This window comes from Actinoplanes sp. NPDC048967 (genome assembly GCF_040649415.1).
In the GTDB taxonomy this organism is placed as follows: domain Bacteria; phylum Actinomycetota; class Actinomycetes; order Mycobacteriales; family Micromonosporaceae; genus Actinoplanes.
Genome location: NZ_JBEZFL010000003.1, coordinates 433,122 through 444,583, shown reverse-complemented (window position 1 = coordinate 444,583; position 11,462 = coordinate 433,122). Strand labels below are relative to the sequence as shown.

The 11,462-nt window shown below is 74.4% G+C and carries 11 protein-coding genes; 8 read left to right on the top strand and 3 right to left on the bottom strand.

The features are described from left to right. On the bottom strand, positions 1-1,812 hold the full coding sequence (locus AB0C12_RS14595; RefSeq protein WP_360547907.1) for a hypothetical protein: 1,812 nt from the start codon (positions 1,810-1,812) through the stop codon (positions 1-3). A gap of 224 nt (positions 1,813-2,036) precedes the next feature. On the opposite strand from AB0C12_RS14595, the gene hisI reads away from it, so the two are divergent. From hisI to AB0C12_RS14580, 3 genes are read left to right on the top strand one after another with little or no spacing between them, the layout of a single operon-like run. After that, the gene (gene hisI, locus AB0C12_RS14590; RefSeq protein ID WP_360547905.1) at positions 2,037-2,405 is read left to right on the top strand and encodes a phosphoribosyl-AMP cyclohydrolase; all 369 of its coding nucleotides are present in this window, start codon (positions 2,037-2,039) and stop codon (positions 2,403-2,405) included. Further along, positions 2,402-3,943: an anthranilate synthase component I gene (locus tag AB0C12_RS14585; RefSeq protein ID WP_360547903.1), complete on the top strand. Its 1,542-nt coding sequence runs from the start codon at positions 2,402-2,404 to the stop codon at positions 3,941-3,943. The genes hisI and AB0C12_RS14585 overlap by 4 nt, the downstream gene beginning before the upstream one ends. Further along, complete coding sequence (locus AB0C12_RS14580) at positions 3,943-4,494, top strand: Trp biosynthesis-associated membrane protein (protein WP_360547901.1); 552 nt, start codon at positions 3,943-3,945, stop codon at positions 4,492-4,494. The genes AB0C12_RS14585 and AB0C12_RS14580 overlap by 1 nt, the downstream gene beginning before the upstream one ends. On the opposite strand, the gene AB0C12_RS14575 is transcribed toward AB0C12_RS14580, so the two are convergent. After that, the gene (locus tag AB0C12_RS14575) at positions 4,428-4,730 is read right to left on the bottom strand and encodes a hypothetical protein (protein WP_360547899.1); all 303 of its coding nucleotides are present in this window, start codon (positions 4,728-4,730) and stop codon (positions 4,428-4,430) included. The two genes, AB0C12_RS14580 and AB0C12_RS14575, sit on opposite strands and share 67 nt — an antisense overlap. A 381-nt stretch (positions 4,731-5,111) precedes the next feature. On the opposite strand from AB0C12_RS14575, the gene trpC reads away from it, so the two are divergent. The 5 genes from trpC (at position 5,112) to AB0C12_RS14550 (ending at position 10,384) form a co-directional block, all read left to right on the top strand. After that, positions 5,112-5,915, top strand: coding sequence for an indole-3-glycerol phosphate synthase TrpC (trpC, locus tag AB0C12_RS14570; protein ID WP_360549008.1), 804 nt, complete (start codon positions 5,112-5,114; stop codon positions 5,913-5,915). 70 nt (positions 5,916-5,985) lie between these two features. Then, positions 5,986-7,227 (top strand): tryptophan synthase subunit beta, encoded by a 1,242-nt coding sequence (trpB, locus tag AB0C12_RS14565; RefSeq protein WP_360547897.1) that lies wholly within the window; start codon positions 5,986-5,988, stop codon positions 7,225-7,227. Beyond that, positions 7,224-8,030, top strand: coding sequence for a tryptophan synthase subunit alpha (gene trpA / locus AB0C12_RS14560; protein ID WP_360547895.1), 807 nt, complete (start codon positions 7,224-7,226; stop codon positions 8,028-8,030). Before trpB ends, trpA begins: the two co-directional genes overlap by 4 nt. Positions 8,031-8,064: 34 nt before the next feature. After that, a complete protein-coding gene (gene lgt / locus AB0C12_RS14555; RefSeq protein ID WP_360547893.1) occupies positions 8,065-9,165 on the top strand; it encodes a prolipoprotein diacylglyceryl transferase in 1,101 nt (366 codons plus the stop codon). A 28-nt stretch (positions 9,166-9,193) separates the two neighbouring features. After that, positions 9,194-10,384, top strand: a complete 1,191-nt coding sequence (locus tag AB0C12_RS14550) for an NAD(P)/FAD-dependent oxidoreductase (protein WP_360547891.1) — start codon at positions 9,194-9,196, stop codon at positions 10,382-10,384. 43 nt (positions 10,385-10,427) lie between these two features. On the opposite strand, the gene AB0C12_RS14545 is transcribed toward AB0C12_RS14550, so the two are convergent. Beyond that, entirely contained in the window at positions 10,428-11,300 is an 873-nt protein-coding gene (locus AB0C12_RS14545; RefSeq protein ID WP_360547889.1) for a GNAT family N-acetyltransferase, read from the bottom strand. Positions 11,301-11,462: the final 162 nt, after the last annotated feature.

Genomic DNA, 11,462 nt, shown 5'->3' with positions numbered 1-11,462 from the left:
CTACAGGGCCAGGATGCGGTCCAGGAACTCGCGGTAACCGCGCATCGCCATCCGCATGCTCTCGGTGTCCGGCGTCGAACCGGCGCGCAGCGGGTCCAACTCGTCGCGTTCGGCCAGCATCGACTCGGTGAGCTCGTGCACGGCCTCGGTGAGCAGGTCGTGCGCCCGGGTCAGGGCGGCCACCGGGTCGTCGACGAACTGCGCCTTGACCTCGTGCCACTCGGCGCGGAACTGCTCGCTGGCCGACTCCTCCCAGAAGGTGATCGAGACGTCGTTGACGTCACCCGGGCGCAGCGGTGTCTCGCCGGCCGCCTTCGCGGCGCGCCGGCCGGCCGCGGCCTCCTGCACGTCGTCCAGGTTGGCCGAGCGCCGGGGAGCGGGCGCGACCTGCTCATCGGCGGCCTCGTCGTCGCGGCTGCGCCGGCCGCCGGATCCGCTGACCGGGACGCCGGCGCTGCCCGAGGCAGCCGCCCGTGGGCCGGCGGTGGCCCAGCCGGTGGGCTCGAGCCGGGTCGGCGCCGACGGGTCGACCGCCGGGGTGTGCGGCGCCGGAGCCTGTGCCGCTGGGACCTGCGAAGTTGGGGCCTGCGAAGTGGCGGTCTGTGCAGCTGCGGCCTGCGGAGTCGGGGCCTGCGAAGTCGGGGTGTGCGCCGCCGACGTGTGCGCCGCCGGGGCCGGCGCGGTGGCCGGTGGCGTGCTGACCGGCCGCCCGGGCATCGGCATCGGCACCTGGGCGGAGCCGGCCGCCGACGGCGTGGCGCCGGCCGGCCGGCCGGCGGACTGCTGCGAGCTTCCCTGCTGCGGGCCCGGCTGCTGCGGGGGGATGGGAGTGGACGGGGTCGCGCTCGGCGCGGTCTGCTGACCGGGGCCGGTCACGGAGGCCGAACCGGAGGCGTGCGGCGCGAACGGCGAGGGCGCGAACGGGGGCCCGGCCGGACCGGCGTCGTCGGCCGGCGCGAACGGCGACCGCGCACCGGGCCGGCTGTCACCGGCGGTGGGCGCGAACGGCGACCGTGGGCCGGGCGCGGCGTCGTCCCCGGTCCCGCCGAACACGGGCCGGTCGTCGCCGGAGCCGCCGAAGACCGAGCGGTCGTCGCCCGGGCTGCCGAAGACCGACCGGTCGTCGCCGGGGGTGCCGAAGACCGAGCGGTCGTCGCCCGGGCTGCCGGAGGTGGACCGCTCCTCGCCGGCATTGCCGAAGGCCGGCCGCTCCTCGGCGGGGCTGCCGAAGGTGGGCCGGTCGTCGGCGGGCATGAACGCGGACCGCATCGCCTCGTCACCGGGCGGTGCGAACGGGGACGGCTCGTCGCCGGTCGGGGCGAACGGCGAACGCGGGCCGCCGCTCACCGGGGCCTGGCCGTTGGCGATCGGGATGCCGCCGTGCCGGGGACCGGCGTCGCCGTTGCGGTGCCCGTTGGTCTCCACCGGCGGGAACCCGCCCTGGTTGGTCCACCGGGCGCCGTTCGTGCCGAGCAGCGCGTCCGCCGGGCGCCGCGAGCCGAGGGCCACCATCTGGGTGTCGCTGGTCAGCGCCGGGTGCGGCCGCGCGGCGAACGGGGCCGGCTGCTCGTCGGGCTCCGGCTGGTCATCGTGCGGCTGGGACTGCTGATCGCTCACCTGCGGGTGCTCCCCGTTCGGGCCGGCGGCGCCGGCTTGCTGGTCGGACGTGTGCGCCGCGGCGCCGGTGGCGTCCGGCCGGACGCCCGGGTCCTCTTCGGACTGGCGGGGCGCCGGCGTGGACATCCCGTGCCCCGGCCAGAAACGGGCCAGGCCGCGTGACTGCCGGTTCTCGGGCTCGGACGTCGGCTCCATCGGTCAAGACTCCCGTTCCAGTGGCGGCGCCATCCGCGGGGCGGGCCGGTCGGACGGCGGGCGCAGCACCTTCTCAGGTGCGGCGCACGACGACGGTACCGTCCCCGGCCTCCCGGTCACACCCCCAGTGCGGGTCCGTGACCGGATCGTGGGCTACCGGTACGGCCCCGTGGACGCTGGTACCCGATACGAGAGAATGTGACACTGTGCCCGCGACTGACCTTGTGAACGGACCTGTCTCCGCGCTGGACCCGGCGATCGCCGCCCGCCTGCGCCGCACCTCCGACGGCCTGGTGGCCGCGATCGTCCAGGAGGCCGGCACCGGCGACGTGCTGATGCTGGCCTGGATGGACGACGAGGCGCTGCACCGCACGCTGACCACCGGCCGGGCCACCTACTGGTCCCGCAGCCGGGGCGAGTACTGGGTCAAGGGAGCCACCTCGGGCCACCACCAGTATGTCCGTTCCGTGGCGCTGGACTGCGATGGTGACGCGCTGCTGGTCACGGTCGAGCAGGTCGGCGCGGCCTGTCACACCGGCACCCACACCTGTTTCTCCGACGACCTGCCCGCCGTGCCGGGGGAGAGCTCATGACCAGCGGCTCGGTCACCCCGGACGAGGACGCCTTCGTCGCGCAGGCGGCCCGGCGCCGGGTGGTGCCCGTCGTTCGGCGGCTGCTGGCCGACGGCGAGACCCCGATCGGCGTCTACCGCAAGCTGGCCGGCGGCCCCGGCACCTTCCTGCTGGAGTCGGCGGAGCAGGGCGCGGGCTCGGCCGCCTGGTCGCGCTACTCGTTCATCGGCGTGCGCAGTGCCGCCACTTTGGTGGAACGGGACGGTCAGGCCGCGTGGCTCGGTAACCCGCCGGCCGGCGTACCGGTGGACGGTGATCCGGTGGTCGCGCTGCGGGAGACCGTCGCGGCCCTGGCCGCTGCCGAGGAGCCCGGTACGGGCGACGACCTGCCCCCGCTGACCGGCGGCATGGTCGGTTACCTCAGCTACGACCTGGTCCGCCGGTTCGAGCGGCTGCCGTCCACCACCACCGACGACGTGCCCCTGCCCGAGCTGGGCATGATGCTCGCCACCGACCTGGTGGTGCTCGACCACTACGACGGCTCGGCCATCCTGGTCGCGAACGCGGTGCTCGACCCCGGCGCCGACGCGCGTGCCGCCCGGGCGGCGTACCACCAGGCGGTCGGCCGGCTCGACGCGATGACCACCGCGCTGTCCCGGCCCACCCCGCCGATGATCTCCACCGTCGAGCGGCGCCCGGCCGGTGACGTGGTCAGTCGCACCGCCCCGGGCGACTACCAGAAGGCGGTCGAGACGGCCAAGGAGGCCATCCGGGCCGGCGAGTGCTTCCAGATCGTCGTCGCGCAACGCTTCGAACGGGCCACCGACGCCGACCCGCTGGACGTCTACCGAGTGCTGCGCGCGACGAACCCGAGCCCGTACATGTACCTGCTGCGCTTCGACGACTTCGACATCGTCGGCTCGTCGCCGGAGGCGCACCTCAAGGTCAGCGCCGAGCAGGGCGGGGTGCGCCGGGCGCTGCTGCACCCGATCGCCGGCACCCGCTGGCGCGGCGGCACCCCCGAGCAGGACAACGCGCTCGCGGCGGAGCTGCTGGCCGACCCCAAGGAACGCGCCGAGCACGTCATGCTGGTCGACCTGGGCCGCAACGACCTGGGCCGGGTGTGCCGGGCGGGCACGGTCGAGGTGCCGGACTTCGCCCGCATCGAGCGCTACAGCCACGTCATGCACATCGTCTCGACCGTCGTCGGTGAGCTGCGCGCCGACCGGAGCGCCTTCGACGCCCTGGCCGCCACGTTCCCGGCGGGCACCCTGTCCGGCGCCCCCAAGGTCCGGGCCATGGAGATCATCGAGAGCCTCGAGCCGACCCGGCGCGGCCTGTACGGCGGCACGGTCGGCTACTTCGGCTTCGCCGGCGACATGGACATGGCGATCGCGATCCGTACGGCGCTGATGCACGGCGGGACGGCGTACGTGGGGGCCGGCGCCGGCATCGTGGCGGACTCCGATCCGGCGGCCGAGGAGCAGGAGACCCGTAACAAGGCCGCGGCCGTGCTGGCGGCGATCGCGGCCGCCGAGACACTGCGCGCGGCGCGCTGATGACACCCGGCCGCCGGCTGGCGTACGCGGTCCTGCTGTGCGCCGCGGGCGCCGGGCTGGCCGTCTACGGCGTGACCCGCACCTGGTCCGAGATCGTCACCGCGCGGCCGGGCCTGTCGTCGTTGCGCGCGGCCCGCACGGGCGCCGACCTGGAGCCCTGGGTGATCGGGCTGGCGCTGGTCGCCCTGGCCGGAGCGGGCGCGCTGCTCGCCACGCGCGGCCTGCTGCGCCGTTTCCTGGGCGGGCTGCTGGCGCTGGTCGGCGCGGGTGTCGCGGCCGGAGCCGTCGCCGGACGGGCCGGCCTGGACGTCGGCGCGGCCGGGACCGGCGCCACCCTGTGGCCGGTGGTCTGCGTGCTGGGTGGGTTGCTGATCGTGTCGGGTGGCCTCTGGGCGGCCCGTTCCGGTCACGAGTGGCCCGCGATGGGCGCCCGCTACGAACGCCGGGGCGCCGCGGACGCACCGGTCACCGACGCGGACGTGGATCAGCGGGTGGACACCAGGGCGGCCTGGGACGCGCTCGACCGCGGCGACGACCCGACGGCGCGCTGACCCTTGCGCCGCTGACCCTGGCTCGCGTTCGTGGCCAGGGCCGCCACCATCGCGTCCATGTCGGCGCGGGCCTGGGCCCGGGCGCGGTCGGCGCAGATCGCCGCCCACGCGTTGCCCTGGGCGGTCCGGACGTTCTCGTCGCCCACCACCCGGCGCTCGACCTCGGCCGCGAGCTCGGCGGCCGCCGCGACGACGGCCCGGGAGACGGCGACGAAACCAACCTCTGCAGTAGCCATGGTCAACCTCACGAGACTCGTGCCGGGGGCCGGCGTTGCTGACGCCGCCGACCAGTCTGCCGGAGTCCGATGATGCCGGAGTCGTATTTCCGATCGGTGACACCACCGTCACCGGCAGGGGGGATCAACCGATCATCCAGGGGGTCGCAGGTAGTCGCCTGATGCCGGCGAGGAGGATGTGACGGATGAAACAGCGCGCCACCCGGGTGCGCATTATGCCGCAGCCCATCTCGTGAGGCGCGCCATACCCCGGGGGGCTGGACATGTCGGCGGCCACCTAGCATCGGGCCGAGGACACCCGGAGAGGGGAGTCATTAGGTGACATCCGATCAGGCGGCGGGCAGTGGCGGACCCGCGGAGCGTGGTGCGGGACCGCAGAACGTGCTCGAGGAGATCCTGGCCGGGGTCCGCGAAGACGTCGCGGCCCGCCAGCAGCAGCTCTCGCTGGAGCAGGTGCGTGACCTCGCCGCGGCGGCACCGCCGGCGATCGACGCGTACGCGGCCCTGCGCAAGCCCGGCGTGGCGGTGATCGCGGAGGTCAAGCGGTCGTCGCCGTCCAAGGGCGCACTGGCCGACATCCCGGACCCGGCCGAGCTGGCCGGCGAGTACGCGGCCGGCGGCGCGCGCTGCATCAGCGTGCTCACCGAGGGCCGCTGGTTCGGCGGCTCGCTGGAGGACCTGGCCGCGGTGCGGGCCGCGGTCGGCGTGCCGGTGCTGCGCAAGGACTTCGTCGTGTCGAGCTACCAGGTGCACGAGGCCCGGGCCCACGGCGCCGACCTCGTCCTGCTCATCGTGGCCGCGCTGGAGCAGAACGTGCTCACCGGCCTGCTCGAGCGCATCGAGTCGCTGGGCATGACGGCCCTCGTCGAGGTGCACAACGAGGAGGAGGCCGACCGGGCCCTGGACGCCGGGGCCCAGGTCATCGGCGTCAACGCCCGCGACCTGCGCACCCTGGAGGTGGACCGGTCCGTCTTCGAGCGGATCGCGCCCGGCCTGCCCAACAACGTGGTCAAGATCGCCGAGTCCGGCGTGCGCGGCCCGCACGACCTGATCCGGTACGCGTCGGCCGGCGCGGACGCGGTGCTGGTCGGCGAGGGCCTGGTGACCAAGAAGAGCCCCCGCGACGCGGTCGCCGAGCTGGTCAACGCCGGCAATCACCCGGCGACGCCCCGGCCCGTGCGATGAGCGCAGCGGTGAGGCTACGACCAGGACCACGACGTCGGACGAGCGCCGATCCGCGGAGCGGAGGTCAGCAATGAGCGCCCCGGCCCTGCCGGACCTCGCCGGGCACTTCGGTCGCTACGGCGGCCGGTTCGTGCCCGAGGCGCTGGTCCGGGCGCTCGACGAGCTCGACGCGGCGTACCGGGCGGCCAAGGTCGACCCGGTCTTCCAGGAGCGGTTCACCGGCCTGCTGCGCGACTACGCGGGCACGCCCTCACTGCTCTACCGGGCCGAGCGGTTCTCCGCCGCGGTCGGCGCGGAGGTGCTGCTCAAGCGCGAGGACCTGAACCACACCGGCGCCCACAAGGTGCGCAACGTGCTGGGTCAGGCCCTGCTGGCCAAGCAGATGGGCAAGCCGCGGGTCATCGCCGAGACCGGGGCCGGCCAGCACGGCGTGGCCAGCGCCACGGCGGCCGCCCTGCTCGACCTCGAGTGCGTCGTCTACATGGGCGAGACCGACACCGAGCGCCAGGCCCTCAACGTGGCCCGGATGCGCATGCTCGGCGCCACCGTCGTGCCGGTGACCAACGGCTCCCGCACCCTCAAGGACGCGCTCAACGAGGCCCTGCGTGACTGGGTCTCCAGCGTCGACACGACGCACTACCTGCTGGGCACGGCGGCCGGTCCGCACCCGTTCCCGGAGATCGTGCGCGACTTCGTCGGCGGCATCGGCATCGAGGCCCGGGCCCAGTGCCTGGACAAGCTGGGCCGGCTGCCCGACGCGGTCGCGGCCTGCGTGGGCGGCGGCTCCAACGCGATCGGCATCTTCCACGCCTTCGTCCCCGACACCGACGTGCGCCTGTACGGCTTCGAGGCCGGCGGCGACGGGGTGCAGACCGGCCGGCACGCCGCGTCCATCACCGGCGGCTCGGCCGGGGTGCTGCACGGCGCCCGCACGTACGTGCTGCAGGACGAGGACGGCCAGACGGTCGAGTCGCACTCGATCTCGGCCGGCCTGGACTACCCGGGCGTCGGCCCGGAGCACGCCTGGCTGCACGACACCGGCCGCGCCCGCTACGAGCCGGTCACCGACGCCGAGGCGATGGCCGCGTTCCAGCTGCTCTGCCGCACCGAGGGCATCATCCCGGCCATCGAGAGCGCGCACGCGCTGGCCGGTGCGCAGCGGATCGTGCCGGCGCTGACCGCGGAGCTCGGCCGCACCCCGACGATCGTGATCAACCTGTCCGGGCGCGGGGACAAGGACGTGCACACCGCGGGCGCCTACTTCGGCATCCTCGACGAGGTCGAGACGATCGTCCCGGGGGAGAACTCGTGAGCATCGCCGACACCTTCGGCAAGGCGAAGGCCGAGGGGCGCGCGGTGCTCGTCGGCTGCATGCCGGCCGGCTTCCCGAGCGTCGACGAGAGCATCGCCTCGATGGTCGCCATGGCCGAGTCGGGCTGCGACGTCATCGAGGTCGAGCTGCCGTACAGCGACCCGGTGATGGACGGGCCGGTGATCCAGAAGGCCAGCGACATCGCGCTGGCCGGCGGCGTGCGCACCCGCGACACGCTGCGGATCATCGAGGCGGTCGCGAACGCCGGGGCCACCGTCGTGCTGATGACGTACTGGAACCCGGTCGAGCGCTACGGCGTGGACGCGTTCGCCCGCGACCTGGCCGCGGCCGGCGCCACCGGCATGATCACCCCGGACCTGATCCCGGACGAGGCCGGCGAGTGGATCGCCGCCGCCGACCGGTACGCGATCGACCGCACGTTCCTGGTCTCGCCCTCGTCGACCGACGAGCGCCTCGCCATGACCGTCGCCCAGTGCCGCGGCTTCGTCTACGCGACCGCGCTCATGGGTGTCACGGGCGCGCGCACCGCGGTCTCGTCGCAGGCCCCCGAGCTCGTCGCCCGGATCCGCGCGGCCGACCCGGAGATGCCCGTCGGCGTCGGCCTCGGCGTCGGCACGGGTGCGCAGGCGGCCGAGGTGGCCGCGTTCGCGGACGGCGTGATCGTGGGCAGCGCGCTGATCCGGTGCGTGCTCGACGCCCCCGACCGCGGCACCGGCCTGGACCGGCTGCGCGCACTCAGCGCGGAGCTGGCGGAAGGCGTACGGGTCAGCAAGGCCTCTTGATGATTCTGTCAGGGCCGGGCGGTAGGGTGCGCGCGTGAACCTCGCCGCTATCCCCAGCCCCACGACGTCGGTCTGGCACGTGCTCGGCCTGCCGATCCGGGCGTACGCACTCTGCATCGTCGCGGGCATCGTGGTCGCCGTCCTGGTCATGGAGTGGCGGCTGCGCCGTCGCGGCGTCGCGCCGTGGGCGTCGCTCGACATGGCCGTGTGGGCGGTGCCGTTCGGCATCATCGGCGCGCGGATCTACCACGTCATCACGTCGCCGGGCGACTACTTCGGCGCCGGCGGCGACCCGATCCGGGTCTTCCAGATCTGGGAGGGCGGCCTCGGCATCTGGGGCGCGGTCGCCGGTGGCGCGCTCGGCGCCTGGTTCGCCGCCCGCCAGCTCGGCCTGCCGCTGAGCGTCTTCGCCGACGCGCTGGCCCCGGCGCTGCCACTGGCCCAGGGCATCGGCCGCCTCGGCAACTGGTTCAACAACGAGCTGTACGGCAGCGTCACCACCCTGCCGTGGGGCCTGCGGGTGCACGACATGGACCGGGCCAACCCGGGTCACGCCACCGTCATCGACGGCAAGGCCGTGACCCTGCCCGACCTCTACCACCCCGCCTTCCTCTACGAGCTCGTCTGGGACTTCGGCGTGGCCGGCCTGGTCTTCTGGCTGGACCGCCGCTTCAAGTTCGGCCGCGGCCGGGCGTTCGCGCTCTACGTGATGGCGTACACGGCGGGCCGGTTCTGGATCGAGATGCTGCGCGTCGACGAGGCCAACCACATCCTCGGCCTCCGGCTCAACGTGTTCACGTCCGTCGTGGTGTTCCTCGGCGCACTGATCTACTTCCTGATGGTCAAGGGCCCCCGCGAGTACGTGGTGCCGATCGACGCCCCCGACTCGGCCCCGGAGCCCGGCGCCGAGAGCGACGTCTCCCAGGTCGACGTGGGCGGGGCGCCGGCCACGACCAAGCCGCCGTCGGCGTACCAGGTGGTCAGCGAGGAGCGGTTCCACGCGTACGAACGCACGGGTGTGCTGCCGCCCGCCGCCGACGCACCGACCGAGCCCGATCACACCGAGCCCAGCCCCACCGAGCCCGCGGAGCCCGACAGCAAGTCGTCGGCCTCCGCATCCGCCGACGAACACTGACGGCCAGGCCCCGGCGGAAGGCGGCGGCGTGCGCACGGCCGTGGTGGTGGGAGCGGGCATCGCCGGACTGGCCGCCGCCGGAGCGCTGGCCCGCGACGGCTGGCAGGTCACCCTGCTGGAGTCCGGCGAACGCATCGCGGCATCCCCGACAGCCCTGGTGCTGTGGCCCAACGGCCGGCGCGCCCTGCAAGCCCTCGACCCCGACGGCGGCTGGTCAGCGATCGCGTCCCCGCTGCCCGACGGAGGCGTCCGCCGCCCCGACGGTCAATGGCTGGCCGCGCCACGCGCCCGCCCCGGCGCCGGCCCGGCCCCGGCGGTCGTCCACCTCGAGGACCTTTACGACGCCCTGGTGGCGGGCCTCGGCGACCGGGTGGACATCCGCACCGGCATCGCCGTCACCGGCGTACGCACCGGCGGTGTCCAGCGCCCGTCGGTGACCGACGGCCGGAGCCGCTTCGAGGCGGACCTGCTGGTCGCCGCCGACGGCATCGACAGCCGGGTCCGCCGCGCCCTGGCCCCCGAGGCCGCTGCCGTGGGCTCCGGCTTCGCGGCGTGGCAGGCGGTCATCCCCGGCTACCGCGTGCCGGACCTGCCGGCCGACCAGGCCGCCGGCGGCGAGACCCTCGGCGCGGGCTACCGCTTCGTCTCGATGCCCCTGGGCGGCCGCGCAGCCGGCCGGGGCGGCGTCTACTGGGTGGCCACCGCGGCCGGGGCGCCGCGCCCGGAGTCACCCGCGACCCAGCTGGAGCTGCTGCGGCGCTGGTTCGCCAACTGGCATGCGCCGGTCGGAGCGCTGCTGGCGGCGACCCGTCCCGAAGACCTGGTGCCGCAGGAGGTCCGCGAGCTGCGGCCGCTGCCGCGGGCCTACGGCTTCCGGGCCGGACCGGGTGGCGTGGTGCTGCTGGGCGATGCCGCGCACGCCATGCCGCATCACTTGGGGCAGGGTGCTTGTCTGGCCTTCGAGGACGCGGCCACTCTGCGGGCCCTGGTCGCGGAAACGCAACCTGGTTCGGCTCTGTGCGCGGCGGTGGAGGAGTACGACCGGGCGCGACGGCCTCGCACGACCAGCGTGGTCCGCCAGAGCCGGCGGATGTCGGCGGTGGTGCAGGCCCGCGGGCGGCTGGCGTTGCGGGCGCGCAACGCGGCGCTCGGGTCGTTGCGGCCCCGGATCCTCGGCCATGCTCACGACCTCACGGCCGACTGGCAACCCCCGGAGTAACCGCGCACCGGCCCACCCTTCGGCGACCGCGTGCGTTTGGCCGCTACACCGCGGCAGTAGCGGCCGGCTCCGCGATACACGCCGTACCGATGCGCCGGAACCCGACCTTCGAATACAACCGCGCCACGTCATCGTCACCCGCGGACAGGAACACGAGCTCGCTGCCCTCCACCAAGGTGCGCCGGGCCAGGCTGGCCGTGAGTTGCGACGCGTACCCCCGGCGCCGGGCCGACGGCAGCGTCGCCACTCCGGCGACCTCGGCCACCACGCCCACCCGCTGAACCGACCCGCAGGCCAGGATTCCCTCGGTCGGGGACTCCACCACAGCGCTGAGGAAACGCCCGGACGAGTGCCGGCGGACCAGCTCCGCCACCGCCTCGTCGTTCAGCGGCGGCACCGCATCGCGTTGGGCCGGCCCGGCGACTTCCACCACCAGCGACCCCGTCTGCACGGTCGTCGCGTTGGCCGGCGCGCCGAAACCGAGCCGGCCCACCGCGCGGCTGGTGCTGATGTCCGCCGGGAAGGTCGGTGCCGCCGGGTCGAGGAAGCGGATGGTGGCGCCGGGCAGCGGGAGGTCCGGCACCAGCGCCGCGCTCTCCAGCACCATCAGGGGTGCGAGCAGCACGTCGAGGCCGGCTGAGCGGGCCACCGCCAGCAGGTCCGGGGTTGTCTCGTGCACCCATTCGAAAGCCTCCGGCACGCCGAGGTCGCGTTGCCGCTGCCGCACGGCGGTAACATCAGCGGCGGACGGCGTGCCGGCGCCGCCCAGGCGGGGACGGGCGTAGTAGGGCCAGCCCTTGCCGTTGTTGACGAAGAGCACGAAACCACCGATCTCCTCCGCGACGGCGGCGTCGCGGGGTACGGCATCGTAGAAGCGTTCCAGCCGGGTGAAGACGTCGGTATCCTCTAGCGCCACCGCGCGAGACTACCCGTTGAGCCGCCGGCGCCTCTCGCCCGGCAGTGACATACCGCCCTCCGGACCGTCACCGAGGACATTTCGGCGGGGCAAAAGTGTGATCCATCCGCACCTGGCGGAGATCGGTGGCGACTAACGTAGACTCTAGAGACTTTTGCAGGG

What these genes read in the sequence shown, in the direction of transcription:
- AB0C12_RS14595 (WP_360547907.1), bottom strand. Translation starts at nt 1,812, where the DNA reads ATGGAGCCGACGTCCGAGCCCGAGAACCGGCAGTCACGCGGCCTGGCC.
- AB0C12_RS14585 (WP_360547903.1), top strand. Translation starts at nt 2,402, where the DNA reads ATGACCAGCGGCTCGGTCACCCCGGACGAGGACGCCTTCGTCGCGCAG.
- AB0C12_RS14580 (WP_360547901.1), top strand. Translation starts at nt 3,943, where the DNA reads ATGACACCCGGCCGCCGGCTGGCGTACGCGGTCCTGCTGTGCGCCGCG.
- AB0C12_RS14575 (WP_360547899.1), bottom strand. Translation starts at nt 4,730, where the DNA reads ATGGCTACTGCAGAGGTTGGTTTCGTCGCCGTCTCCCGGGCCGTCGTC.
- trpB (WP_360547897.1), top strand. Translation starts at nt 5,986, where the DNA reads ATGAGCGCCCCGGCCCTGCCGGACCTCGCCGGGCACTTCGGTCGCTAC.